A 25,308-nucleotide genomic window follows, 5' to 3' on the forward strand; every position below is an offset into this window, starting at 1 on the left:
GAAGACTACATGCTGGGTGGGGCACGAGCCTTCGTCTTGGCATCGCCTCTGCACTTTGATAGAGCTCTTCGTATCTCCCTTTAATCTCTTTCGTTTCTACTGCTATGCGTCAACTCGTTTCGCTGATTGTCCTGGGCCTGTGCTGTATGCTTCTCTCCGCGTCGGTGCACGCACAGCGCATGGCGTCGTATTACTCGCAATATGATTTGCTTTCGTCGCCGCCCTCGGCGGTGGGCGAGGGACTCAGCGGGTTTGCGAACCCGGCGCTCCCGGCGCTGCAGCCCAACACTCTCCAGCTGCAATGGTCCACCGATGGCCGTGATCACGGCGATGTGAGCGATATCGGGGTATTCTCGTCGGTGGGCGGACTCAGCGGGGCGGTTTCGCGTGTGGAGCGGGGCGGATTCCGAAGCACGGGCTACCACGTGGGGCTGGCGGGCGGTACCAAGCGCTTTGCCACCGGCATTGCGTACCAGGGCTTTGCAGGCGACAAACGGGCCTTCGGACGCGTGAATCGCCTCACGACCGGCGCGATTGCCCGTCCGAGCCGCTACCTGTCGGTGGGGCTGACCTACAACATTGGGCTGGAGACCGATGACCGCGAATGGGTGGGCGAAGTCGGCGTTCGTCCCTTGGGCACCTCACGGCTTACGGTATTTGGCGACATGGCTGTGTTTCAGGGAGATGCGCTGCGTGATGCGCCCTGGAGCGTGGGCGGAGCCATCCAAGTGGTGCCGGGCGTAGAGGCGGTAGGCCGCTACTTTGAAAGCGAAGCCTTCAGCCTGGGACTCCGCGTGAACCTGGACCGGGCGGGCGTGCAGAGTCAGGCGCGGTTTAATCCGTCGCAAGCGTACGCCTCCAGCGCCTACGGCATACGCCTGGGCGGAGCGCAGCCCAGTGCCATCAGCGAGGCAGTGCAGCGCGGGGGGAAGCATGTAGTGCTTGAGCTGGGCGGTACGCTAAGCTACCAGCAGAGTCAGGTGCAGGCGTGGACACAAGATGGCGTGGGCCGCTTCTACGAGGCGCTGCGCACCATCGAGCGAGCCGGAGCTTCAGAGCGCGTGCAGACGCTCGCGCTGAATCTGTCGGGGCTGCGCATTCAACCGGCGCTGGCGTGGGAGCTGCGCCAGGCGCTGCAGGAGGCGCAGGCTGCGGGCACCACCGTGCTCGTGTACATCGATTACGCCGGGATGAACACGTATCACATCGCCAGCGTGGCCGATCATGTCATTATGGATCCGGTGGGGCGCCTTACGCTCGACGGCTACGCCTCCAGCCAGACGTTCCTGGCGGGCACGCTCGACAAAATTGGCATTGCGGTGGATGACTGGCGCCTCTTCTCGCACAAGTCCGCCCTCGAAGCGCTCGACCGCACCGACTTCTCCGATGCCGAGCGCGAACAGCGGCAAGCCTACATCGATGCCTTCTACGAAACCGTGCGCACCGACGTGATGGCGTCTCGCGGTCTTGATAACGCCACGTTTGATTCCATCGTCAACGATCAAACCCTGCTCTGGGCCACCGACGCCGAGTCCGCCGGACTCATTGACGGCACCGGGCGCTGGAGCGATCTCGACGATCTGCTCGACACGCATGTGGGCGGCTCTACCTCGGCGCTCTCGGTGGATGCACTGAACGAGCTGCACGCGGCTTCAGATGCGTGGAGCGCGCCGCCCACCATTGCGCTGGTGTACGGCATTGGCGGCACGTCCATCGACAGCGGGATGAAAGCCAAGGAACTGGCCGAAACCATCCGCAGCACCGCCGACCGCGACGATGTAAAAGCCATCGTCTTTCGGGTGGATTCGCCGGGCGGCGACCCGCTCGCAGCCGATCTCGTGGCCGAAGCGCTGCGCGAAGCATCGGAAGACATGCCCGTCATCATCAGTCAGGGCCAGGTGGCGGGTTCGGGCGGATACTGGGTGTCGATGTACGGCGACGAAATCTTTGCGGCGCCCACCACGCTCACGGGCTCGATTGGCGTTGTGGCCGGATGGATCTATGACGACGGCTTCAGCGAGCGCGCCGGGTTCGACTACGATGTGGTGCAGCGCGGCGAGCGGGCCGATCTGACCACCGGATACAACGTGCCGCTTCTGGGCGTAGAGCTGCCCGCCCGCGACATGACCAAGGCCGAGCGCGACCGCACCGAAGCTCAGATCGAAGCGCTCTACGACGAATTCGTGTCTGGTGTGGCCGAGGGCCGCTCGCTGGATGTCGATTCCGTACGCACGGTGGCTGAAGGCCGGGTGTGGACGGGCACGGCGGCGCAGGAGCGCGGCCTGGTTGATACGATGGGCGGATTGCCGGCCGCTATTGAGGCCGCGCGCACCGCTGCCGAACTGGACCGCGACTGGGTGCAGGTGCAGGAGGTCAACGCCATCAGCGGGTTCTTCGGATTTGAGACCTTGATTCCGGCTCCGATTCGTGCCCTCGTATCCGACCGCGACCGTGCTCCCGAGACGTACGACCCGGTCCGCGACTTTGTGCGCACCATGGCCACGCACCAGCCGCATCCGTTAGTGATATTGCCGCCCGGCTGGGCCCCTGCCCCGCGTCCTTAACGGAGAGATACGGAGAGGTGTCGCTTCCGTCCATTGAACAACTGTTGAACGGACCTTGAAGGACGTGTGGGTTTTTGCAGCGTCTGGTTCGTTCACGGACAGACGCTTACACGACGGGTGGTAGTTTCCCCCACAGGAGCGTGCATCGCTGGAATCAGATTTGCCGTATTGTACCGTGGTGCGCTGCATGTAGGTCATGACCTACACCGCAGCGTGTCTCCTGTATTTTATTCATGGATGTACGTACCCACTATGTCGCGCAAACTGGCCGATCTTGGCAACCAATTCGACACCGACCGCGTGCTGCGCAGCTACCTCAAGCGGATGTGTCCGCCCGAGATGTACGCGGCGATCAAGCCTGACCTGCAGGCGCTGGGCGAAAAGACCGGCGGCGAGTTGTACGACCTGCAGCTCCAAGACCGCCCCAACACGCCCCGGCTGGTGCAGTGGGATCCAACCGGCGATCGCATTGACCAGATTGAGCTCACGGACGTATGGCAGCGCGTACTGCCGATGGTCGCTGAGCATGGTGTCATTTCTACCGCCTACGAGCGGGAGAACGGCGCGCTGAGCCGCGTGCATCAGGGCGCGCTGGCGTACTTGCTGCTACCCGCCTCTGACATGATGGGCTTCCTGCTGGCTACCACCGACGGCTCCATTGCTACACTCCTGCGTTCGGGCAATGAGCCGCTCATCGACGAGGTGGTGCCGCACTTGCTAAGCCGCACCCCCGACACATTCTGGACGAGCGGCCAGTGGCGCACCGAGCAGTCCGGCGGCACCGACCTGAGCAAGGTAGATACCGAGGCACGCTACGAAGACGGCGAGTGGCGCCTGTACGGACACAAATGGTTCACCTCCTCGACCGCTGCCAACATGGCGATTGTGCTGGCACGTCCCGAATCCACTAACGACCAGGGCCGGGCGGGGCTGTCGCTCTTCTACCTGCCGATTCGCGACAATCATGACGAGTCGCCTGCTGATGGCATCCGCGTAAACCGCCTCAAGGAAAGCATGGGCGCGAAGAAGCTTCCCGTGTCCGAGGTCACGCTCGACGGAGCCGTGGCGTATCCAGTCACTGAGCTTCAAAACGGCACGCGGCATCTTACGCCGATGGTGGACCGCGCTCGCATGTGGAACGCGCTCATTGCTGTGAGCAGCATGCGGCGGGGCCTGGCGCTGGCTCGCGACTATGCCCGCAAGCGCAAAGCCTTCGGCACGCCCATCATCGAGAAGCCGCTGCACTACGACACCCTGGCCGATGTGCAAGCCACGTTCGAGGGCGCATTCCACCTCACGTTTCGGTTTGTGGAGCTCATTGGCAAGGAGGAGAACGACGCGCTGAGCAACGAAGAGCAGCACTTGTTGCGAGCGCTCTCGCCGCTGGCAAAGCTCATCACCGGGCGCCAGGCCGTGGAGGTAAGCACCGAGGTCATCGAAGCCTTCGGCGGCTCGGGATACGTGGAGGAAACCGGCATCCCTGCGCTCTTGCGGGATGCGTTTGCATTGCCGCTGTGGGAGGGGACCACCAACGTGATGTCGCTCATTGCCCTGCGTACGCTGCGCCGCGATGGGCGCCTGGAGGCGGTGCACAATGAAATCAAACGCTGTGCCGATGCGGTCGATACGCCCGCGCTTCAGCACGCCATGAAACAGGCGCAAGACGCATTTAAGGCGGCGGTGCAGTGGCTTGCGGATACGCTTGAACATCGGGGCGAGAAGGCGCTGGAGGCCGGGGCCCGGCGCTTTGCGTACACCATTGCCCACGCGCTGGAGGCCGCGCTGCTCATTCGCCATGCGCAGTGGGCCATTCAAGACGAGGGGCGCCGCCCCATTGCCGTAGCCGAGTACTTTACAGCAAAAGGCATCAATCACATTGCCCGCCGCGCGCACTACGACGGCTACATGCTGGCGAAAGACTTCAACCGGCAGTCGCTTTTCCAGAGCGAGGCCCCCATCGATACGGGATCGCAGAAGGCGGCCCTCTGATGCATTCGGGACATGCTGAATACAACAAATCACACGCAGCCTGGAGGGGCCTCCCGCCCTTTGGGCTGTTGTGTTTGAACTCGCATAAGCTAATCTGCGGACACCGAAGCGCGCAGTCGCGTATGAATGCCTGTCGAACTGGATTCCCCGGCCCCACGCTGCTATGCCGTCCTCGCAAACGCTCGATGTTGCGACGCTACCCATTCCCGAGAAGGAGCGCTACACGTATGCCGACTATGCCGAGTTGCCGGAAAGTGCGCCCTACGAACTGATTGCTGGATCCCTCGTCATGGCGCCTTTGCCCACATTTCAGCACCAGCAGGTATCGCTTCGTTTGTCCACCGCACTGTTTCGTTATGTCGAGGCCCACGGAAGTGGCACCGTCGTTGCGGCTCCAATGGATGTAATGCTTGCAGAAGATACCACCGTACAGCCCGATCTGGTGTATATTTCCAGTGCGCAGCGTGAGATTATCGGCGAACAGCGGATTGAAGGCGCTCCTGATCTCATTGCCGAGATCTTGTCACCATCCACCGCACACCGCGATGTGGGGATCAAGAAGCGGCTGTATGAGCAATACGGCGTACGCGAGTACTGGACGCTCGACCCGGAGTCGCAGGCGGTGGAGGTGCACACAAACACCGATGCCGGGTTCACGCAGCATGCGCGTGTGGTGAAGGCGGGGGCAGTAGCCTCTACCGTTATCAACGGCTTCGAGGTCGATGTGGCGAATCTTTTTTAGGGAGGCGGACCGTTCGCGGCATAGCAAGACGTGCGCGCATCCAGCAAACAATAACGCAGAACCACTTATGCGGCATTACTCAGAGCAGGAAATCCAGGCGATCTTTCGTCGCGCCACCGAGCGGCAGGAAGCAACAGATGCAACGTCCCCACGCCACGGGTTGACCCTGGACGAGTTGAAAGCCATTGGCAGTGAGTCAGGCATTGCACCGTCTCACATTGAAGCCGCCGCGCGCGATATTGAGCAAGGCCGTGTGCCCCAGAAGCCGCCGACAGGGATCGAGCGGTTCTATGGCATGCCAGCGACGGTACATGCCGAGCGTGTGCTTCCTGGACGTATGGACGACACCACATGGGGCTATGCCATTGACACGCTGCGCTCCGTGTTCAACACACGCGGACAGGCCGAGACGATTGGGCCCATTCGCGAGTGGAAGGCGTTTACGTCGTCTGGCTTCGACTACCAGGCGTTGCTGGCCGATGACACGTGGTACACCATGCTTGAAGGACTGAACCTGACGGACAATAAAACGCGCAGTCCGGTACATGTCGAGGTCAAGCCCAAGGGGGATGATACGCGTATTTCCATGACGTACCAGATGCCCGCGTCGCGTCTGTGGGAGGGGCCCGGTGTGGGGGGCGCTTTTCTACTCGCTGCGATTGTGACAAGCGTGGTGTTTGCAGTCAACGGGCTCCCGCTGGCGCTCTTCCTGGTGCCCCTTGGGTTGTTGGTGGGAGGCGGAGGCGCTGTGGCGTACTCTTACCATGCGCATCGCAACGAGATTGAGACCACGAAGCAGCGCATCGATAAGGCGATGGAGCGTGTTGCGTACCTGCATGCGGAATCCGAACAAGACGAAGAAGAAGTGCATGAGGAGGTGCCGGAGGACGCCTCATTCACGGAGACATCTGCTGAGCTCGACTGGGGCGAACAAGACGAGTTAGATTCGTCTTCGTCATCAGCCCAGCCCCGAACGCATCGCCGAAAGCGTGCGTAGTTCGGGCTCGTTACCCGGTTCTCTTTTCCTATTTGGTTTCCTTCCTGTTTTCTGCTATGGCTAATCCCTTTCCCGCCATTGCCCGCCGCTTTGCGCCGTGCCCCGACGACCTGCGCCCTGAGGGCCTCACGCAAGCCATTGGCGATGCGATTCCGTTTGTAGATACCGCCGGGCTGCGCATCCACACGTACACGCAAGAGGCGGTAACGGTGCAGTTGCAGGCTGAGCGGCGCGTGGCGAATCACATCGGCACCATCCATGCGGCGGCGCTGGCATTGCTTGCGGAGACGGCGTCGGGGCTGGTGGTGGCGCTGAATATCTCGGACGAGAGTGTGCCCGTGGTGCGCACGCTAAATGTGGACTTCCAGCGCCCGGCTTCTGCATCCATTACAGCTACCGCTACGCTCGATACCGAGACGCGCTCACGCTTGCAGAATCGCCCCATTGGACGGGTGGATGTGCCGATAGATCTTATGATGGACGACACTACGGTGGTGCAGGCCACTGCGCAGTGGGCCTGGCTGCCCGCCGAGCGGCTGGATCTGCCCATTTAACGTAGTGTGCGGGTTTTCCATTTTCCTTTCGGGGCGCGCATCCCCCTTTGTCGCTGCGCGACATTTCCCCCTTCGCGAAGGGGGAAACGCCCGAACAACGTGAGGGAATGGGGGATGTCAGGGCCGCGTATTCTACCGAAAGGCGATTAACAAAGAAGGAAAGAAACCTGCACATGCCGTCATTTAGGAAGCCGCGTTACCAGCGAGCGCGCTGGCCCCGCAGATCCACATGCACAAATGGACCCCGGTGCGGTGCCGATCCATACACGCCCATGCCGCCCACGTACGCCTCGCCGTTTTCGGCTTTCACTGCATCTACGATATCAGCCAGGAGTTCAGCATCGGCCTCGGTGACGCGTCCGGTGCCGGTCAGGTCATCCATGCGGGCATTGCCGGTGGCATCCACAAAGATATCGGCTGCATCGCCATACAGGTGGCGGCTGTAGGTGCTGGTGTTGCCAATGGCACGGTTGTAATGCGGGGTGCGAAATCCGCTCATGATGTACAGCGTTGGGATGTCGTGGCCCCGTTCGCGCACGGTGGCGAGCACGTCCTCCAGAAGCTGCAACAGGCGGGTGTCAAGCAGCACAAATTGCGGAAGGGCATCAGTCTGTTTGCACAGAAATTGCTCCAGGCGGAAGTGCGGAGCTACCTGTGTTGTGCGCGTCTCTTCGGTGACCCGAATGAAGCCCTCGGGCCGCTCATACGTCTCCAGTCCACGGCGCGGCTCCGATTCGTAGCGTCCGATGCGGTAGCCATCGAGGTGCGTACCGTCGTGGTCCCACGGCTCCAGCACAAACACCTGAAGTTGTATGGAGGCATCGTTGGCCCCATGCACGACAAGTGGATACAGGCCCGGGACATCGGGCGCGATGAACGACCACGGCGCATCGCCAGGGCTCCATGTGGTGGTGTCGGCAGGTGTCTCAATGCGGTAGGAGGACGAGGCGTCGCGTCCTTCAACCGAAACAGGTACCGTGTCGCCAGGCATAACAGTCACGGCCATGATGGAGGCGCTGATGGCGTGGTCGCCGAAGCGGACCGTGAAGGGGGATGCGGGATCAGTTGGTTGCACAACCGTTGGGGAAGCAGGGAGGGGCAATACGCCTCCAAAGACCCAGACAATCCCGACAAGAAAGATCCAAATGGAACGCGTCTGATGCACCGTATTGCGGACAGATGAGTGAAAGAAGGGGGCTTCTGCTTCACCCCGTAGACATACCTTCGGTTCCGTTTACGTGCGCGACGCGATGGACACGAAAGCATGCTCGTTCGTATATTCAATAGTACATTTGCATCCCTCAATCGAGAAGTAAACAGTATGCACACAGCGCGTTACATCATAGCGGTCGGAATTGTAGGGGGGTTTTTGGGATTGGCCCCGCTGGGCATAGGAGGGCTTCATGCCCAGCCGTCTGACGAGGCGGCTCCCTCCAACTTCCGCGATGCGCTTCGCGCTCGCACCGAGGTGCTTCAGCACAGTTCGGCCGCGCAACTCGACGCTGCAGAGGATCCCATCCACACAGCGGCTACGCTAACCGCGTACTATGCCAACCACGACTTTGTACCCGTGTGGGTCACCGAGCGCGGGCCGCGTATGCGGGTGCACAGCCTGCGGAATGCGCTTCGGCGTGCGGACCGGGAGGGGCTTTCGCCTGCTGACTACCACGTTGAAGCGCTGCAATCGACGTTGGCTGAACTACGCACCGAAGAGGACGCGGACCGGCGACAGGCACTGCTCGTGGATCTGGAAATTCAGGCGACAGAGGCATTTCTGCTGTACGGCATGCACCTGCTAACGGGGCGGGTGGATCCGGAGGAGCTTGCGCCTTCCTGGAATATCCAGCCGCGCCGCGCCGATCTGGTTGCTGTGCTGGACGCCATTGCGACCAAACAGCAGCGCGTGCACAGCGCACTCGACACGCTACGCCCGGACGATCCGGGATACAGTACATTGGTCGAGGCGCTGCGTACGTATCGCGGGTATGCGGAGGAGGGCGGCTGGACGCCTATCGACGCGGGACCAAGCCTGAAGCAGGAAGATCAGGGCGAGCGCGTAGCTCAGTTGCGCTCACGCTTGGCGATAACCGACGCTCCCGTTCCCGACACTACGAATCCCGACACTACGGATGCATATTTCGATGACCACCTGCATGAGGCCGTCGTGGTGTTTCAGGAGCGCCACGGACTGACCCCCGATGGGGTGGTTGGGCCTGCTACCTTACGAGCCCTGAACGTATCAGCGGAGGCGCGCGCCGAGCAAGTACGCGTCAACCTGGAGCGCTGGCGGTGGCTGCCCACCGACCTGGGCGCGCGGCATGTACGCGTAAACATTGCAGCGTTTGAGCTGGAAGTGGTTGAAGATGACGAACCGGTGCTCAACATGCGAGTTGTGGTGGGCCGCCCGTATCGCCAAACGCCCGTCTTTTCGGATGCCATTTCATACCTGGTGCTGAGTCCATACTGGCACGTGCCGAACAGCATCGCCACCCGTGACAAACTGCCCGAGTTTCAGCGCGATCCGTCGCTGGTTACGCGCCAAGGATTTCAGGTGTTCGACAGCTGGAGCGCACAGGCGCAGCCGCTCGATCCGCTTGCTATTAACTGGGGTGAACTTTCGGAACGCACATTTCCGTACCGGCTGCGTCAGAATCCCAGCCCAGCCAATGCGTTGGGCCGCGTCAAGTTCATGTTTCCAAACCCACATAATGTCTATCTGCACGACACCCCCACCCGCAGTACCTTTGCGCAGGCTGAGCGCGGATTTAGCTCGGGATGCATCCGCCTGGAGCATCCGTTGGAGCTGGCAGAGTACCTACTCAGTGACGTTCCGGGATGGGACCGCGCACGCATTGACCGCAATGCCCAGCGTACCGAGGAGGCGACCGTTGTGCTGCCCGAGCGGGTGCCGGTACATTTGCTCTACAGCACCGCCTGGGCCGACGCTGATGGCGTGGTGCACTTTCGCAACGATGTGTATGACCGGGACAAAGCGGTTGGGCATGCGCTTGATAACGAAGGGGCATCGTCCTGGAGCTCGGTGAGCCGCTCAGAGCCCAGAGTAAGAAATCAAAACAGGCTCTGAACAACGAGGAGATGTTTCGACGCGCTTCGGGCCTTGTAGGCCCTTCACTTGCACTCTGAAAGCACTTCTTCCCTCCGGTCAGGGCGCCCAACATGACAGAAAATGGGGGGTGAGATACTTCAGTGCGAAGTAACTCCACACCACAATATGCAGGTGTAACAGAGCATTACACGACATCATCCTCGTTTTCGCTGTTCGCTACATCATCCGTACTATCGTACTGATCGGGGCTCATCGCCACCATCATCTCGCGAAGGGGACGCATCTGGTTGAACGACAGGTTGATGTCGGTACTGCCGATCTGGATCGACATTCCACGGCTTCGTAGCAACTGGCGAAACTCGTCGATCGGCATGGTCAGGCGCATAAACTCGCCGATGCCCACAAGCTCCGGGTCCTCGCGTGTCGACACGTTATTCCACGTGCGGCTCCAGCTATCCGTGGAAATCGTGACGTTATCGTAGTCGAGCCAGCTTACGTTGCGGGTGGCGCTGGAGAGCAAAATACGTACAGAATTGGGGGTACAGTTTTGCCCCTGGCACTCGGCTTGGCCCTTTATGTAGATAATTTGCTCGCCCGAAGAGCCAAGTCCGCTGCCGCCGCGCGTAATGCGAATGGGGTCGGTTTCGAAAAGTGTCTGGTTCTCGTTAGCATTATATGAGGTCGAGATGTCGCTGCTTGTGGCACAGCCTGCGAGCGGAATGAGCAGAGCAGGAAGCAGCAACCTAAGAGTCCATCTCTGTAGAAAGGAATACATAGAAAACGAAGGAATGATGCACAAATCAATACGACTTGAAACCATAGTAGTTATCGCATTCCACAAAATCAACAGCCATCAATGCAGCAAAATGTGAGCAGAAGGCATCAGGAATCAAGGCGGGGTGGTCCTATCTGAAGTCAGATGGCTGGCTACATGCGAAATGGTGGCAGGAGGAATGCCAAGTGCCCGAGCCGCCTGTTTAATGTCACCCTCACACACATCCAGCGCGTGCTCGATTGCAAGAATTTGCAACTCTCCCATTGGTATGATCGCATCAGGTGCGCGAACGGCAACACGCTCAAGTGGGGTTTTGCGCCGCGTCTTGGGGGGAGTGTCAGGCGGTGGCGAATCGACTGCAGACACCGTGAGCGCCTGCAGATCGAACAGGGAACGTGAGGGGGCGTCGGAGGGCGCGTCGCTTTCGTGCTCCTTGTCTGTAGAAGACATTGGAGGCTGTTTCTCTGACGGGGCGGAGTCCGTCGTAGGTGGCGTATGATCAGAAGCGCCTACAGGCATTGCAGGAGCATTCTCCGGTAGATTCTCGTCGTCCTCATGGGGGAAAAGGTCGGCTACGGTAAGTTCGAATCCGTGAGCGGTACGTAGTCCGCGATCAATGGCCGATTCGAGTTCGCGATAGTTACCCGGCCAGTCGTATTCCATAAGGTACTTCATCGCCGGAACGGAAAACGAGATAGGATCGCCCGGTGCCGAGCGGGTTTTGTCGCGCAGAAGCTGTTGGGCGATCAGCAGCAGATCCTCGGTGCGGGTGCGCAGGGCAGGCAAAGAGATGACATGCTGTGCAATCAGATCGTAGAGATCCGTGGAAAATGAGGCGTTATTGGCCAGCTCCTTGGGGGAATGGAAGGTGCTAAACACGAGGCGAGCAGGAAACGGTGCTTCGGTACGTCCCGCATGGGCAGGGAGGATGCCCGTTTGGGCCAGGGTACAGAGCGTGCGCTGCACGTCAGGAGGCAGCAGGCTTACGTTATCGATAAACAGCGTGCCTGCTTCAGCACGAGTACAAGCGCCCGGCGTGTCGGCCGTACCGAAGAGCGAATCAGAAACGGCCTGATCAGAGAGCACGGCCCCATCGAATGCAACAAAGGGGGCATTAGCACGAGGACTGCCTTCATGCAGGCGCCGGGCCCACGCCTCCGGCTCCAGTCCCGACTCGGCCCAAAACAGCACTGGGGTATCGGTTTGCTGGGCATGTCGGAGGTGGGAACGCGTACGCCGAATAGCAAGGCTATCACCGACAAGGGCAAGGCTGCTCGGGGGCGCTACCGGAGGCGCTACCGTCGTCGTATTGCTCCGCGACTGACCAATCCACCATTCCATACGGTCGAGGTCGGTACGGCCCGCCACCACGACATCGGTTGCCCCGTGCGCGAGGGCTTCGTGAGCGACTTCTGTTTCCTCTGGATGCACCATCAGTAGGATAGGCACATCGTTCCAGCCTGCACGCATCGAGGCAATCAGCTGCAGGCCGTCACCGTCGGGCAGGGTGGGCGCCACTACTACGAGGGTAGTTGCTTTGTTGATGGCGCTGAGTGCTTCGCGTCCAGTATCAACCTGCTTGAGCTCGACCGAGAGCGTCGTTTCCAGCCGGTAGCGCAGCAGGGTGGTATAGGTGGTGTTCGTGCCAACAAGAAGCACATGGGAAAGCATAGAAAGCAGTAAGTCTTGGAAGAACTGCACGGCACCCGGCGTCGGCCTGCAAACGTGGTGCAGTTAGCCTCGGTGTCGAATTTATTCAATACTAAGTATAAGCGATCAAAATATCAGATGCTTATCTATCTACCCCGTAAAATTTGCGAGATGTGTAAAAAGTTACCGCAATAGGTAAAAGTGTAACTTTTAGGTATAGAAAGACAGGTGGCATACGGACGGAGGTGAGAGAGCACTTGACCAGACATGGTTAGCTGGCAAGCAGACGTCGAACGCGCTGCACAACGGCTTTAGGAGATGAGTCGGCATCAACGTGGAAGGGGGCCTGCTCGTAAGCGGCTCGGCGGCGGTTTAGCAGGCGGGCAATATGGTTGTGCAGTGCAGTTCCCTCAAGCGGTGTGCCATCGTTGCTCCATAGGAGCGGGCGGTGGGCGGCGTCGGGGGCCAGGCGGTGGTAGAGTGTCTCTGCATCTACGCATAGATATACGACCGTACCCAACTGCTGTGCATGCTGCATGCGGTCGGGGTCGACCAGCATACCGCCACCGGTGGCGACTACAGCGTGGCGATGGGTTGCTGTAGCAATTAGCGCATCGGCCTCTCGCTTCCGAAACGCCGCTTCGCCCTCCTGCGCAAAATACTGGGGGATGCGCATCCCAACCTGCTCCTCGATCCAGGCATCTGTATCCACAAAGGGCCATCCCAGATCGGTAGCAAGTAGCTTACCGATGGTCGACTTGCCGCTTCCCATAAAACCGGTAAGGTAGATGCGCATGATGCTCATACCTGGGTGAGATAGAATAAAGCGAAGTGACGCCGCTCTTTACGGTGGGTTTGCTTCAGAGTTTAGGATACAGTTGGCGTAAGGGGGTTGTAGGCGTGTCGCATTTCTGAAAAGCAGTGGCTATGAAATACCTGTAGCGACTGCGTTCGTCTATATCGAGCGGTCTCCTCCCGTATTGTGGGCGCCTTTGCAGTGGCGTGACGCGTCGCTTTCGCACTCCGATACAATTCACAACACGAGGAGATTGTTATGCCGCATCATCATGGAATGACAAGCCTGAAAGGCATTCATGCATTTTGCCGCTACGGACACCAGGGCGCACGGGGCGATCGCTTCGGTCGGCTGTTTAACCTGCCCCCGCTGTACATGCGTCCCGATCAGTTGCAGCAGATCGGGCGGCCCGGTGGGCCGATGGATGGCGGGAGCGCATCCGACCGCACCAACTCGGTACCGGTAGGAACGGTGTTCTTTGGCCAGTTCATCGACCACGATATCACGCTCGATGTAACGTCGAGCCTCGCCGAGGTGAACGACGAGGCCGAGACGCCCAATGTGCGCACGCCCACGCTCGATTTGGATTCGGTGTACGGGGGCGGCCCCGAGGCCAGCCCGCACCTGTACCACGGCTCGGGCGAGTTTGGCGGCGTGAAGCTTCTGACTGGAGCCGATGGCACGGCGGCGCAGGTCGACGGCGCACCGCAGCCCGATGATCTGGCCGCTGCCGATCTGTCGCGCACCGCGCACGGTACGGCGCTCATTGGCGACCCGCGTAACGACGAGAACCGCATCATCTCGCAGATGCATCTGGCCATGCTGCGGTTTCACAATCACGTCGTCGATACGCTACACGGGGGCGCCCAGAACGGCGAAGCGCTCACCGGACACGAACTCTACGAAGCCGCCCGGCGCCTTACGACTTGGCACTACCAGTGGACGGTCGTCGAGGACTTTCTGCCTGCGATGTGCGGGCGTGCGGTGGTCGCTGACATTCTGGGCAACGGACGGCGGTTCTTCTGCTCCGACACCGACGTCCCGTTCATTCCCATCGAGTTTTCAGTAGCGGCGTACCGGTTTGGCCACTCGATGATACCCCAGCGCATCCACATTCAGCGCTCAAATCCCACGCACCACGTGTTTGGGCCCACACTGGGGCATGGGTTTAGTCCGCTCAGCAGCCCCGCTGCCGTGGTGGACTGGTACGAGCTGGCAGCGACCTCGGCTGATCGTAATGTGCAGATGGCCGAGAAACTCGATAGCAAACTCGCGCCCGACTTGCTGGATCTTCCGTTCATCCAGCCGCCGGCTGAGGCGTCGCTGGCCACGCGTAATCTGTTGCGCGGTCAAGCATTCTTGCTGCCCAGTGGCGAGCAGATAGCGCGCGCTATGGAGCGCCCCAGCGACGAGATCGACAATGTATCGACTGCCGCGCAGAACATGGCAGGGTCAGATATCGACCTGCGCTCGGGTACCCCGCTGTGGTTCTACCTGCTGGTGGAAGCAGAGCGCATTGGGCGAGAAACCGAGCCGGGACTGTTCGAGGAGCGCGAGGGCCTTGGCCCCGTTGGTGCCCGGATTGTCGCCGAGACGCTGATTGGGCTCTTGGAGCTCGACGGGCGATCCTACCTGGCGCAAAACCGGAGCTGGCATCCCAGCGACGGGGTCGGCGTGGCCACGCTGGGCCAGATGCTGACGTACGAGGTGCCGCAGCCCGATCCGGCCATGGCATAGCGCTGATGGGGAAGCACGGCGATAAGGCGTTGGATACGAAGAGGGGCCGCCATGGTGCGGAACGCCTGGGGGAATGAGGGCTACAGGCAGCATCCGATTGATTCTGCGTGATGGTCTCCGCACTTGTGTCCAACGCTATGCCGCGCCTGCGCCTCTGCATCGAATACGACGGTACCAACTTTCATGGGTGGCAGGTGCAGCCGGAGGTGCCCACGGTGCAGGGCGCACTGGAGGAGGCGCTCGATACAGTGCTCGATCCTGCGCCGCGCCTGACCGGCTCCGGTCGCACCGATGCCGGCGTCCACGCGCGCGGTCAGGTGGCCCATGTCGATGTGCCCGACGGCACCGATCCGTATCGCCTGCGCCGCAGCCTGAATGCGCTCACCCCGCCGGGCATTGCCGTGCGACAGGTGGAGCGTACGCACGCGGACTTCCATGCCCGCTACGATGCTCGCTGGCGACGCTACCACTACTATCTGTGCACGCAGCCGCGCGCGCTGGAGCGACACATCCGCACCCACGTGCGCCCGGTGCCCGACTTCGACGCCATACAGCAGGCTACGCCCGACCTGCTGGGTGAACAGCACTTCGGTGCGTTCTGCCTGGTGCAGTCGGAGACGGAGAACCGCGTGTGCACCATCCGGCACGCGCAGTGGGTGCCGGAGAGTGACCGTGGCGACTGGCGCTTTGAGATTGAGGGCTCGCGCTTCCTGCACGGCATGGTGCGCGCTATTGTAGGCACGCTGCTCGATATTGGGCAAGGGCGGCGTCCGGTCGATGATCTGCCGCGCGTGTTAGCAACCAAAGACCGCCGCGAAGCCGGACCCGCCATGCCGCCCGAGGGGCTGGTGCTGGAGCGGGTGGAGTACGAGGCATAAACCGTAGTAGAGACGTCTCACTGGGTTGCAGCAGTAGAGACGCCCCAGTGGGACGTCTCTACTGCAATTGCGTCGTGACTGCGTCGATGCGGTCGACCAGATCCGCAAACGCCTGTTCGTAGCGATCCAACCACGCGTTTAGGTCGGAGGCGTCGGTTTCCAGTTCGTAGCGCAGGCCCGGTAGCATCCACGACGCGTATCCGCTGAAGGGATCGGGCGAGACGTAGAGCGAGCGGTGCAGTCCGCCCGATTGCAAGCCGTCGGCATCCATGAGGGCGCGGCTGAGCTGAAGCAGCGCCTGGTTGAGCTCGGGGGAGGCCGAACGTCCGGACTCTACGTACGCATCGCGCGCTTCCGTGAAGGCCGCGGCTGCAGCCGCCATCTCGTCGGCCAGGGTGCGGAGCGGGGCCGGGTCGAAATCGATGTCGCGTTCGGTGGCAATCTCTTCGAGGGCGTCGAGGTGGGCGTGCGTGTCCTGCGCGTAGCGCTCCACGTCGTAGGGCAGCACGTCGGCATTAGCAAAGCGCAGCGCCAGCAGGCCGTCGACCTGGGCGAGGGTGGCTCCGCTCTGAAACGAGGGATCACCGAAGCGCTCGTACCAGGCGAAGGAGTCGTAGTTGGAGTGGTAGATGGGTGTGTTGCCCGACATGGAGAGCGATGCCGACGGCACGCCGATGTGCGTCACGAAGCCCACGTGGTCGGAGCCGCCGCCCAGGTTGCCGAGGGCATCGTCGGCGGCGTCATGACGCGTAGCGAGGTGGTCGTACACCGTGTCGGCATCGTCGTTGGGATGCGGAACGGAGCGGGCGGCATTGAGGATCGGCTGCTTCATGAGCGGTGAGGCCGCCCCACTAAAGCGGAGCCCCGTCGCGGCACCATCCGCGTTGATGTAGGTGACGCCCCCGGCATCCAACTGCTCCTTGAGTTGACGCACCCACTCCAGCGAGCCCAGGATGCCGTACTCCTCGGCATCCCAGTGGGCAATCAGGATGCTGCGGCGTGGGGCGCAGTCGCTATCGAGCGATCCGAGCGCGTCGGCCAGGGTGAGCAGCGAGGCCGTGCCGCTATTCGGATCGGTGGCGCCAAAGGCCCAGGCGTCGAAGTGCGACCCGAGGATGATCCATTCGTCGGGATGCGTGGTGCCTTCGAGCACGCCCACGACGTTGGTGGCGCGGGTGATGTCTTTCGGCTGCTCCACCGACAGCTCTACGGTGAGCGCTGCGCCGCCAGTCACGCGGTAGGTGAACGGCAAGCCGCCCTGCCAGCCGCCGGGCACCGCATCGCCCTGCATGCGCGAGAGGATTTCGCGGGCGGAGCGGTACGAGAGCGGCGCTACGGGGATGCGGGGCAGGTCGGCCTCGGCGGGGTCAAGGCGCTCGGGACTGTTGGGGTCGTCGAGCGGGAGGGCGGGGCCATCGGGCGTGAGCGGGTCGCCGCCCAGCGGAGTCAGGATGGAGCCGCGCTGGATGCCGCTCTCGTGCACATAACGTCCCTCGGGATAGGTGAGGCCCTGCGTGTAGCCGCTGTCTGCGGGATCGGTGTACATGATGAGTCCGGCTGCGCCATATTCTTCGGCGTACTTGGCTTTGTAGCCGCGAAAGTTGCCACCGTAGCGCGCAATCACGATTTTGCCCGACAGGTCGATGCCCATCTCATCGAGCTGCTGAAAGTCCGCACGCCGCCCGTAGTTGGCGTAGACGATCTCGGCGGTGACGGTGCCCGAGGCCGCGTACGCGTTCCATCCGGGGCCAAGGGCGGGGTGATCCGAAAAGCGGTCATCCTCCAGAATGTCTTCCTGAATACCCAACGGCATGCGCTGCGGCGTAACGAGTGCGACAGAGGCAGAAGCCTCCTCGGGATTGGGCATGTAGAGATCGTACGGGTAGCGGTCCACCTGGAACCCGGCGGCCTCCATCTGCCGACCGATGTACATGCCGACCTCGTCGTTGGCCTCGGTACCGGCGGGGTGCGGATCGGCGGTGAGGGCTTCGAGGTGGGCGCGGAAGCCGTCGGACGAGGGCGCATCGAGGAATTGGGCTTCACACTGTTGCTGCGTGGCGGCACGGTCGGGGGTAAAGCCGGTCAGTGCCTGTCCGGAGACCGGATGGGGCTCGGCAGCGAGCAGGAGCACGGCACAAACGAGACAGAGAATCCAGGAACGCATAGGCAAGAGGGCAAGAGACAGAGCGGGTGGCGGATGTGCAGTATCGCTTTCGTTTCCATCAAACTCAAATAGAGCACGGCTAACCTTTGCGTGCGCTGGTTCGTATGGTGTATGCAGGCGCGTTGCGCACGAAACCGCATAGATGCAAAGCGCTTCCATCACGCCCGTTTTTCGATTAATAGGTACCATGTTTTATGCCCGATACCGTCGCTCCGCCGCGTCCTGAGTCGGCCACCTTCCAGGTCGATACCGAATCGATGCCGCTCGAACAGGTACTGGTGCACACGCCGGGCCACGAGATGGAACTGGTGGCGCCGGACAATCGCCTGGACCTGCTCTTCGACGACATTCTGTTTCTGGGCAATGCCCGCGATGAGCACTTGCTCATGTGCACGCTCTTCGAGAAGGTGGTGGATGCGCCGGGGGCGGTCTTGCAGGTGAGCGAGCTGCTGCTGGATGTATTTCAGCAGGAGGATGCGCGGGCGGATTTCATCGACCGGCTCTGTCGTGTGATGCCGGAGACGAACATCCAGGCGGTGCGGCATGAGCTGAAGCAGCTGGCTCCGAGCGAACTGCATAGCCTGGCGCTCACCGGAGAGTCGCCACTGCCGCTGCGGCTGCCACCGCTGCCGAACCTTATGTTTACGCGCGACTTGGCGGCGGTGGTGCACGACCGCATTGTGATTAGCCATGCCGCCACGGCAGCGCGCTCGCGCGAGAGTATCATCATGCAGGTGCTGCTGCACCACCACCGGTTCTTTAACGATGTGAAAGACCGCGTCATCACATTGCCGGAGGGCGTCACGTTCGAGGGCGGCGACCTGCTCATGGCCGCGCCCGATGTGCTGCTCATTGGGCACTCCGAGCGTACGTCGTTTGGCGCGATCATGGCGATTGCGCATCAGGTGTTTGAGCACACGCCCATTGAGCACGTGCTGGCGGTGGATCTGCCGAAGCGCCGCTCCACCATGCATCTGGATACGGTGTTTACGTTTGCCTCGCCAAACGAGTGCGTGGCCTTCCCGCCACTGGTCGACGACCCGAGCTACGGCTACGCGGTGCATCTTACCGAGGGCAGCGAGCCGGGCCAGTTCATCACCGATATGCGTCCGAACCTGTGTGACGTGCTGAACGACTTAATCGACCGCGACCTCACGTTCATTCCGTGCGGGGGGCCGGATCGCATCAACCAGGAGCGCGAGCAGTGGACCGACGGCGCGAATGTGTTTGCGGTAGCGCCGGGCGTTATTGTGGGATATGAACGCAACCGCCGCACGTTCGAGGAGCTGCGCAACCACGGATACCGCGTGGTGTCCGCCGAGAACTTCCTGTCATACTACCAGGACAGCACGTTCACACCGGGGGATGAGAAGCTGGCCATTCAACTGGCCGGCACCGAACTCTCACGCGGACGCGGCGGCCCCCGCTGCATGACGCTGCCCCTGGCCCGCACGTCGATTCATGATATGTAGAGGGTAAGGTTGAGAGCCTGTTTTGATTTCCAAAAAAGTTGGTCCCAAACCCTCGTCTTTCAGACGAGCCGCTTTCAGCATCGCTTTTCGGGAAAGGCGGTCTTGCGTAGAGACCGCCTTTCTCCAGGCACTACGGAGTTGGCAAATTGCCTGAGCAAAAGAGTGCGGGGTGGGCAGTTTGGTTCGAGAATAAGCTTCAGCCGACTTTCAGTCGGCCATCAAACCCACCGACTTTCAGTCGGTGGTGGTTTAGTTTTTACTTTGGGCTGCGAGCGGCTTCAATGGGCTGCAAATTGCCCCCGATCTCGACCCGTAGCCCCGGCTACGAACCTCCATCGCGGTCCAATTTTCGCCACATTGCTGCTCGCTCTCGCCTGCAAACCCAAACCCAAACAGACTCTGAAGCTGTGGGATGCGAAAGGCTCTGTGTACAAACGGAAATCATCGCAGCATTCTGTCGTCTTGAGCGGAGGACGAACCATGTCGTCGGATGCCAGGCGATTGCTCTCGGAATAGAAACTTCGCAGCATCCAACGGTCCCCCGTTGGACGTTTGCATTGTCGGCACGCCGTATCGAATAAAGCACGCATCCCCATGGCCCTGTCTTCGCTCCTTGACGCCGACCGCACGTGGATGCAGAAGGCCTTTCGCGAGGCCGAGCGCGCCTTCGACGCCGACGAGGTGCCCGTGGGCGCGGTGATCGTCCACGACGGGCGCGTGGTGGGGCGCGGGCACAACCTGGTCGAGCAACTGGGCGACCCCACGGCGCACGCTGAGATCATGGCGGTGACGGCGGCCTGCGACACGCTCGGACGCAAATTTCTGCACGACTGCACGCTGTACGTCACCCTCGAACCCTGCCCGATGTGCGCCGGGGCGCTGGTGCATGCCCGTCTGAAGCGTCTGGTGTTCGGCGCCTACGACGAAAAAGCGGGCGCGGTGGATACGCTCTTCCGCATCGGGCAAGATGAGCGCCTGAATCACCAGATTGAGGTTGTTGGCGGACTCGAATCCGACCGCGCCTCCAGCATGCTACGGGCGTTTTTCCGCGCGAAACGGGGGTAGATGTGGTGAAATGGAGGGATGGAAGGGTGGAGGGATGGCGGTCTGCGTCTGGGCGTGCTGCCATTCCGTAGGGACATGGCGCGCCCGTGCCCCTACGCGGGTCGGACGCAGGAGCGTCTTCCGCCCCATGCACCGACGGGGGACCGTCGGTGACAGGTCCTGGGATTAATCTCAAAGGTAGTGGGTAGACGCTAAGTGATAAAGCTAAGGGACACCGAACTCTCGTTTTGTTCGAACCCCCTCTCCCTTCGGGTTTCTCCCCCTTTTCCAAGGGGGAGATGTCGGCAGACAGAGGGGGTTGGGACAGACTACGATGATGTAGCCTACATGACAATCACTTATCATTGAACCGCTGCCATCTCAAAAAGTCACACGCTGTGCTCCTACTACGGCAGCACCGCCACGGCCCGAAGCGGCGCGCCGCCCGCGCCTTCAATCTTCATGGGCAGCGCCATGAGGTGCGCACCCGTAGCAGGCAGGTCGTTCAGGTTGGTGAGGTTCTCGAAGACGGCAATGTTCTCCGGAAAGAGAATCCGGTGCGCGGCAAAGTCCTCCGACGGCCCGTAGTCGATGCTGGGTGTATCCAGCCCAATGGCCTGAATGGATCGGTTCGCGACCAGCCACTCCGCAGCATTGGGATGCAAGCCCGGAAACTCCAGGTCGGGCAGGGCCTCCTCGCCGCGTTCGTCGGTGCCCATGTACGCCTCGCGGTCGGGGTAGAACTGCGCCGAGCCCGTATTCAAGAGCACCATGGCGCCGTCGGGAATGCGACCGTGCTCGGCCTCCCATGCCTCGAAATCGGCCACCTGCACTTGATAGAGGCGGTCGTTGGTAGCCTGCTCGCGCACATCGATTACGACAGCCGGACCGATAAGCCGATCTACGGGGATCTCCTCGACGGTGAACTGCTCCTCGGCGGCCTCGGCGCTTTCAGCGAAGTGAAACGGCGCGTCCATGTGCGTGCCGCCGTGCTCAGCGCCGGTAAAGACGTACGAACTGTAAAAGTAGCCGTTGGTCTCGCCCACGAACTCTTCCGTCAGCTCAAACTCCTGGGTCGCGGTGGGCCAGTAGATGCTTTCGGCGTTAAAGGAATGCGAGAGGTCGACCAGTTCGCCATCGGGGAAGGCAACAGCGGTCGTGTCGGAATCAGACGCTTCGGGTGCATCGGCGTTGGGCGACGGGGCCTTGCATGCTGTGAGTGTGATCAGCAGTACGGAAGCGAGAACAACGGAGGGGAGCAAGCGCGGCATGGTAAAGCGCAACACGTGTGTAGTGAAATCTGTGGCAGTGAAGCCAAGATGAACAACGCGGCGGTGGATTGCAAGCAGGAAGGAAGGAAGGATGGCGATCTGCGCTTGGGCATGCTGCCAATCTCCGTAGGGACACGGCGCGCCGTGTCCCTACACCGCCCAACAAAAAAACGCCCCGACCCTGCATGGATCGAGGCGCGTTGTGCTGTTCAGCGTGTGCTGGCAGAGCCAAACCGAAGCGTGTTACGCCGCGGCTTTCTGTTCCTCGACTTGGTCCAGCGTCGGGTAGTCGATGTAGCCTTCGGCATCGCCGCCGTAGAAGGTGCTTTCGTCCCATTCGTTGAGCGGGGCATCCTGAGCGAAGCGCTCCGGCAGATCCGGGTTCGCCAGGAAGAGGCGCGCATACGCAATCAGGTCGGCGCGGTCGGCTTGCAGAGCCTCTTCACCGGATTCGCGCTCGTAGCCGCCGCAGATGATGTGCGTGCCGTCGTAGGCTTCGCGCATCAGGGCCGAGGCGGTCTCGCCGGTAGGCAGTTCCGTCTCTACCGTGTGCAGGTAGGCCAGGTCGTACTCGCTCAGCACCTCGCCCGCGCGGCCAAACGTCTGGATCGTGTCGTCGTCGTGCATGTCGTTGAAGGTGCCGCCAGGCGAAAGGCGCACGCCCACGCGGTCGGCATCCCACACCTGCAAGACGGCCTCGGTCACCTCGCGCAGAAAGCGCAGGCGGTCGGCGAGCGTGCCGCCGTAGCGGTCGGTGCGCTTGTTGGTGCCGCTCTGAATGAACTGATCAATCAGGTAGCCATTGGCGGCGTGGATCTCTACCCCGTCGAAGCCGGCTTCTTTGGCCGAGGCCGCGCCGTGGCGGTACTGCTGCACCACCTCACGGACCTCATCGGTCGAGAGGGCGCGCGGGGTGGGGAACGGCTCCATCTCGAACGAGGCCGTCATCGCCTCGCCGTCTGCTGCAATCGCTGAGGGGGCCACCGGCTTGGCGCCGTCGTGGTACGACCCGTGCGAGATGCGGCCCACATGCCACAGCTGACTGAAGATGCGTCCGTCGGACTCGTGCACCGCGTCGGTGATGTGCCGCCAGGCTGCAATCTGCTCCTCGCTGTGGATGCCCGGCGTGTTCGGATAGCCCTGTCCGAGCGGCGTGACCTGCGTGGCTTCGGTGATGATAAGCCCCGCCGAGGCGCGCTGCGTATAATAGGTCGCCATCATATCGGTGGGCACCGTGCCCGAATCACCGGCGGCGCGGTTGCGCGTCATGGGCGCCATAATCACGCGGTTGGGCAGCGCCAGCGGGCCCAGGTCGTACGAGGAAAGAAGCTTCATAGCTGCGATGGGCGTTGGTGAGAAGATAAACCTACAAATCAACCGCACGAACCGGCACCGATAGGCAGAAGTGCCACGCTTGCGTACCCGTTTCAACAATCTTACAGCCTGTCGTATTCCCCTGAAAACAGTGTTGAATTACAAAACTCTGTGTTTAAACATATTCTTTTGGGGGGATACGCAGCATAGTGCCCGATCGCAACGAAGTCTGCAAGCGTGAAACTGCACGCTCACCCGTGGGCTTTAACCTCATCGGTACAGGTTGTTGTCAAGGTGCTCATTTATACGCATGTCCGATATGCAGGATGTAGTGATTATTGGCGCGGGTCCGGTGGGACTGGCGTGCGGAATCGAAGCGAAGCGGCGCGGCCTTTCGGCGCGCATCATTGACAAAGGGGCGCTCTGCAACTCGTTTATTGGCTACCCCACGCGCATGGAGTTCTTCTCCACGCCGCGTCCGCTGGAGATTGGCGGCTACCCCTTTGCCACGCGCGACTACAAGCCTCGCCGCGAGGATGCGCTCGATTACTACCGGCGCGTAGCGGTAGCCGAGGAGCTGGACATTCGCCTGTACGAGCGCGTCACCGATCTGGAGGGCACGCCGCAGGACTACACGGTCGTTACCGAACAGGGCACGCACCGCACGCGCAACGTGGTGGTGGCCACCGGGTTTTACGACATCCCCAACCGGCTGGGCGTGCCGGGCGAGGAGCTCGACAAAGTGAGCCACTACTTCAAGGAGCCGTACCCGTACGCGCTGCAAGACGTGGCGATTGTGGGCGCAGGCAACTCCGCCGCCAAAGCCGCGCTGGCCTGCCACCGCAGCGACGCCAACGTGACGATGATCATCCGCGACGATGCCATCGACGAGGGCGTAAAGTACTGGATTAAGCCCGACCTGGAGAATCGCATCAAAGAAGGCTCGATCACGGCGTACTTTGAGAGTGAGGTGACGGCCATCACCGACGACACGGTCGAGATGGATACGCCTGAGGGGCCGGTGACCATCGCCAACGACTTTGTGCTTCCGCTGATTGGCTACAAGCCGAACTACGCGCTCCTGGAGACGATGGGCGTGGCGATCCGCAACGACGCGGCCCGCACGCCGGTGCACGACGAAGAGGGCGAGACGTTCGAGACGAATCGCGAGGGGCTCTACCTGGCGGGCACCATCTGCGGCGGCTGCGACACGAGCCGCTGGTTCATCGAAAACGGACGCTTCCACGCCGAGAAGGTGATGGACCACATCGCTGAGCGGCTGGCGGTGGCGGCGTGAAGGATACGCCAGTTGTGACCTGTCGACGGAGGGCCTTCCCTACCAATGCACACCCAGACTCAGTCCGGGGCGCACCAGGCCCTGTCGCGGTCCGGCGAGGGCGACGGAGAGCGTGGGCGCCAGTACCAGTCGGGTGGAGGAGCCAGTGGAAGTCATGAGTCCGGGAGCGGCTTCGAGCCACAGGTGGTCGTGCGTGCTACCGCGGTGCAGCCACTGCGCCTCAGCATCCAGACGAATGCGCTGAAGCCAGTCCGCGCCGCCTGAGGTCCAGGTGTGCACGGGCGAGCGGAGGCCGACGGTCGTTTCCAAAAATACGCGTTCGGTGCGGAGCGCAGGGTCGGGCTGAGCGAGCTGTTGCGAGCGGATGCCCACCGCTGCATACGGAAAGACCGCCGGACCTGCGCCCGAGTCGTAGCGCAGGGTGCGTCCCACACGCAGGCTCAGCGCGGCGGCCGATCCGCCGGCGGCCGCGATGCGTACATCCGAAAAGAGCGCGTTGAAGGCGGGGGCAAACACAGCATAGAGCGCCGCGCCCACGATACAGCCCGCTATACTGTCGGCACACTCATGGTCGTTGCCATCCGGCGGTGGCGGGTAGTTCGTCGTGTCGGCTACGGATGGGGGCGCGCTGCGGGACGATACGGGAGAAGCTGCAGCAGTCGTGTATCCAACAAGCAGCAGCCCGGCCACAACGCACATCCAGAAACAAGAAGAACGCATATCGGGAGAGCAACTTGGTGCGGTTGGTGCGAGCGTATCGGGGACAACGTATTGCAAATCGGTCGGGCAGAGCAAGAAGGACATCCCCAGGGGTTCACATAGCCGCCTGCACGGCCCGGGTCGTCACATTGGGTGTTGCGCACGCCGATCGTAACACAAGCGCTACGCAGAAGCAATCCTGAGGTAACATTGCGCCCTTACGTTATGCGATGCATCAGAACAGGGCTGCCACGCGCAGCCATGATGCATTCTTGCTTTACCTCGTAAGTCCCGATGT

General features: G+C 61.6%; 19 protein-coding genes. 11 read left to right on the top strand and 8 right to left on the bottom strand.

Annotated elements, in window-relative coordinates; translation table 11 throughout:
- Nucleotides 1-104: 104 nt before the first annotated feature.
- The 5 genes from CRI93_RS10990 to CRI93_RS11010 all read left to right on the top strand — a co-directional run bounded on the left by CRI93_RS10990 (nucleotide 105) and on the right by CRI93_RS11010 (nucleotide 6,846).
- A complete protein-coding gene (locus CRI93_RS10990; protein WP_098062689.1) occupies nucleotides 105-2,564 on the top strand; it encodes a S49 family peptidase in 2,460 nt (819 codons plus the stop codon).
- Nucleotides 2,565-2,816: 252 nt separating this feature from the next.
- On the top strand, nucleotides 2,817-4,553 hold the full coding sequence (locus tag CRI93_RS10995; RefSeq protein WP_176521835.1) for an acyl-CoA dehydrogenase family protein: 1,737 nt from the start codon (nucleotides 2,817-2,819) through the stop codon (nucleotides 4,551-4,553).
- Between the two features lie 163 nt (nucleotides 4,554-4,716).
- Nucleotides 4,717-5,295 (top strand): Uma2 family endonuclease, encoded by a 579-nt coding sequence (locus CRI93_RS11000; RefSeq protein ID WP_098062691.1) that lies wholly within the window; start codon nucleotides 4,717-4,719, stop codon nucleotides 5,293-5,295.
- Between the two features lie 67 nt (nucleotides 5,296-5,362).
- The gene (locus tag CRI93_RS11005) at nucleotides 5,363-6,292 is read left to right on the top strand and encodes a hypothetical protein (protein ID WP_098062692.1); all 930 of its coding nucleotides are present in this window, start codon (nucleotides 5,363-5,365) and stop codon (nucleotides 6,290-6,292) included.
- A gap of 56 nt (nucleotides 6,293-6,348) precedes the next feature.
- Nucleotides 6,349-6,846: a YiiD C-terminal domain-containing protein gene (locus CRI93_RS11010; RefSeq protein WP_098062693.1), complete on the top strand. Its 498-nt coding sequence runs from the start codon at nucleotides 6,349-6,351 to the stop codon at nucleotides 6,844-6,846.
- Nucleotides 6,847-7,042: 196 nt separating this feature from the next.
- On the opposite strand, the gene CRI93_RS11015 is transcribed toward CRI93_RS11010, so the two are convergent.
- Nucleotides 7,043-7,921 (bottom strand): D-Ala-D-Ala carboxypeptidase family metallohydrolase, encoded by an 879-nt coding sequence (locus tag CRI93_RS11015; protein ID WP_141491676.1) that lies wholly within the window; start codon nucleotides 7,919-7,921, stop codon nucleotides 7,043-7,045.
- Nucleotides 7,922-8,167: 246 nt separating this feature from the next.
- Between CRI93_RS11015 and CRI93_RS11020 the strand changes: the two genes are divergently transcribed.
- Complete coding sequence (locus tag CRI93_RS11020) at nucleotides 8,168-9,931, top strand: L,D-transpeptidase family protein (RefSeq protein ID WP_176521836.1); 1,764 nt, start codon at nucleotides 8,168-8,170, stop codon at nucleotides 9,929-9,931.
- 166 nt (nucleotides 9,932-10,097) lie between these two features.
- Here the strand turns inward: CRI93_RS11020 and CRI93_RS11025 are convergent, their stop codons facing one another.
- The 3 genes from CRI93_RS11025 to CRI93_RS11035 form a co-directional block, all read right to left on the bottom strand.
- On the bottom strand, nucleotides 10,098-10,655 hold the full coding sequence (locus CRI93_RS11025) for a hypothetical protein (RefSeq protein ID WP_098062696.1): 558 nt from the start codon (nucleotides 10,653-10,655) through the stop codon (nucleotides 10,098-10,100).
- 147 nt (nucleotides 10,656-10,802) lie between these two features.
- Nucleotides 10,803-12,359 carry a sigma 54-interacting transcriptional regulator gene (locus CRI93_RS11030; RefSeq protein WP_098062697.1) on the bottom strand — a complete coding sequence of 519 codons (1,557 nt, stop codon included), beginning with the start codon at nucleotides 12,357-12,359 and terminating at the stop codon, nucleotides 10,803-10,805.
- Between the two features lie 250 nt (nucleotides 12,360-12,609).
- A complete protein-coding gene (locus CRI93_RS11035) occupies nucleotides 12,610-13,143 on the bottom strand; it encodes a shikimate kinase (protein ID WP_098062698.1) in 534 nt (177 codons plus the stop codon).
- Nucleotides 13,144-13,410: 267 nt separating this feature from the next.
- Here CRI93_RS11035 and CRI93_RS11040 point away from each other — a divergent pair, with 267 nt between their 5' ends.
- Nucleotides 13,411-14,871, top strand: coding sequence for a peroxidase family protein (locus CRI93_RS11040; RefSeq protein ID WP_098062699.1), 1,461 nt, complete (start codon nucleotides 13,411-13,413; stop codon nucleotides 14,869-14,871).
- Between the two features lie 137 nt (nucleotides 14,872-15,008).
- Complete coding sequence (gene truA, locus CRI93_RS11045) at nucleotides 15,009-15,749, top strand: tRNA pseudouridine(38-40) synthase TruA (protein ID WP_098062700.1); 741 nt, start codon at nucleotides 15,009-15,011, stop codon at nucleotides 15,747-15,749.
- 58 nt (nucleotides 15,750-15,807) lie between these two features.
- Here the strand turns inward: truA and CRI93_RS11050 are convergent, their stop codons facing one another.
- Nucleotides 15,808-17,913, bottom strand: coding sequence for a M28 family peptidase (locus CRI93_RS11050; protein WP_098062701.1), 2,106 nt, complete (start codon nucleotides 17,911-17,913; stop codon nucleotides 15,808-15,810).
- A 194-nt stretch (nucleotides 17,914-18,107) separates the two neighbouring features.
- Between CRI93_RS11050 and CRI93_RS11055 the strand changes: the two genes are divergently transcribed.
- Both CRI93_RS11055 and tadA read left to right on the top strand, forming a co-directional pair.
- A complete protein-coding gene (locus CRI93_RS11055; RefSeq protein ID WP_098062702.1) occupies nucleotides 18,108-19,385 on the top strand; it encodes an arginine deiminase in 1,278 nt (425 codons plus the stop codon).
- A gap of 594 nt (nucleotides 19,386-19,979) precedes the next feature.
- Nucleotides 19,980-20,450: a tRNA adenosine(34) deaminase TadA gene (gene tadA / locus CRI93_RS11060; protein ID WP_098062703.1), complete on the top strand. Its 471-nt coding sequence runs from the start codon at nucleotides 19,980-19,982 to the stop codon at nucleotides 20,448-20,450.
- A 386-nt stretch (nucleotides 20,451-20,836) separates the two neighbouring features.
- On the opposite strand, the gene CRI93_RS11065 is transcribed toward tadA, so the two are convergent.
- Together CRI93_RS11065 and CRI93_RS11070 are read right to left on the bottom strand one after the other, a co-directional pair.
- Nucleotides 20,837-21,700 carry a cyclase family protein gene (locus CRI93_RS11065; RefSeq protein ID WP_098062704.1) on the bottom strand — a complete coding sequence of 288 codons (864 nt, stop codon included), beginning with the start codon at nucleotides 21,698-21,700 and terminating at the stop codon, nucleotides 20,837-20,839.
- Between the two features lie 243 nt (nucleotides 21,701-21,943).
- Nucleotides 21,944-23,035 (bottom strand): alkene reductase, encoded by a 1,092-nt coding sequence (locus CRI93_RS11070; protein ID WP_098062705.1) that lies wholly within the window; start codon nucleotides 23,033-23,035, stop codon nucleotides 21,944-21,946.
- Between the two features lie 298 nt (nucleotides 23,036-23,333).
- Here CRI93_RS11070 and CRI93_RS11075 point away from each other — a divergent pair, with 298 nt between their 5' ends.
- Entirely contained in the window at nucleotides 23,334-24,311 is a 978-nt protein-coding gene (locus CRI93_RS11075; protein ID WP_098062774.1) for a YpdA family putative bacillithiol disulfide reductase, read from the top strand.
- Nucleotides 24,312-24,350: 39 nt separating this feature from the next.
- On the opposite strand, the gene CRI93_RS11080 is transcribed toward CRI93_RS11075, so the two are convergent.
- Nucleotides 24,351-25,031 carry a hypothetical protein gene (locus CRI93_RS11080; protein WP_141491677.1) on the bottom strand — a complete coding sequence of 227 codons (681 nt, stop codon included), beginning with the start codon at nucleotides 25,029-25,031 and terminating at the stop codon, nucleotides 24,351-24,353.
- Between the last annotated feature and the right edge of the window lie 277 nt (nucleotides 25,032-25,308).

The organism is Longimonas halophila (genome assembly GCF_002554705.1).
Lineage (GTDB): Bacteria > Bacteroidota > Rhodothermia > Rhodothermales > Salinibacteraceae > Longimonas > Longimonas halophila.

Bases quoted from the DNA above. Each gene is read 5' to 3' on its own strand.
- CRI93_RS10990 (WP_098062689.1), top strand. From the start codon at position 105: ATGCGTCAACTCGTTTCGCTGATTGTCCTGGGCCTGTGCTGTATGCTT.
- CRI93_RS10995 (WP_176521835.1), top strand. From the start codon at position 2,817: ATGTCGCGCAAACTGGCCGATCTTGGCAACCAATTCGACACCGACCGC.
- CRI93_RS11000 (WP_098062691.1), top strand. From the start codon at position 4,717: ATGCCGTCCTCGCAAACGCTCGATGTTGCGACGCTACCCATTCCCGAG.
- CRI93_RS11005 (WP_098062692.1), top strand. From the start codon at position 5,363: ATGCGGCATTACTCAGAGCAGGAAATCCAGGCGATCTTTCGTCGCGCC.
- CRI93_RS11010 (WP_098062693.1), top strand. From the start codon at position 6,349: ATGGCTAATCCCTTTCCCGCCATTGCCCGCCGCTTTGCGCCGTGCCCC.
- CRI93_RS11020 (WP_176521836.1), top strand. From the start codon at position 8,168: ATGCACACAGCGCGTTACATCATAGCGGTCGGAATTGTAGGGGGGTTT.
- CRI93_RS11030 (WP_098062697.1), bottom strand. From the start codon at position 12,359: ATGCTTTCCCATGTGCTTCTTGTTGGCACGAACACCACCTATACCACC.
- CRI93_RS11035 (WP_098062698.1), bottom strand. From the start codon at position 13,143: ATGAGCATCATGCGCATCTACCTTACCGGTTTTATGGGAAGCGGCAAG.
- CRI93_RS11040 (WP_098062699.1), top strand. From the start codon at position 13,411: ATGACAAGCCTGAAAGGCATTCATGCATTTTGCCGCTACGGACACCAG.
- truA (WP_098062700.1), top strand. From the start codon at position 15,009: ATGCCGCGCCTGCGCCTCTGCATCGAATACGACGGTACCAACTTTCAT.
- CRI93_RS11050 (WP_098062701.1), bottom strand. From the start codon at position 17,913: ATGCGTTCCTGGATTCTCTGTCTCGTTTGTGCCGTGCTCCTGCTCGCT.
- CRI93_RS11055 (WP_098062702.1), top strand. From the start codon at position 18,108: ATGCCCGATACCGTCGCTCCGCCGCGTCCTGAGTCGGCCACCTTCCAG.
- tadA (WP_098062703.1), top strand. From the start codon at position 19,980: ATGGCCCTGTCTTCGCTCCTTGACGCCGACCGCACGTGGATGCAGAAG.
- CRI93_RS11065 (WP_098062704.1), bottom strand. From the start codon at position 21,700: ATGCCGCGCTTGCTCCCCTCCGTTGTTCTCGCTTCCGTACTGCTGATC.
- CRI93_RS11070 (WP_098062705.1), bottom strand. From the start codon at position 23,035: ATGAAGCTTCTTTCCTCGTACGACCTGGGCCCGCTGGCGCTGCCCAAC.
- CRI93_RS11075 (WP_098062774.1), top strand. From the start codon at position 23,334: ATGCAGGATGTAGTGATTATTGGCGCGGGTCCGGTGGGACTGGCGTGC.
- CRI93_RS11080 (WP_141491677.1), bottom strand. From the start codon at position 25,031: ATGCGTTCTTCTTGTTTCTGGATGTGCGTTGTGGCCGGGCTGCTGCTT.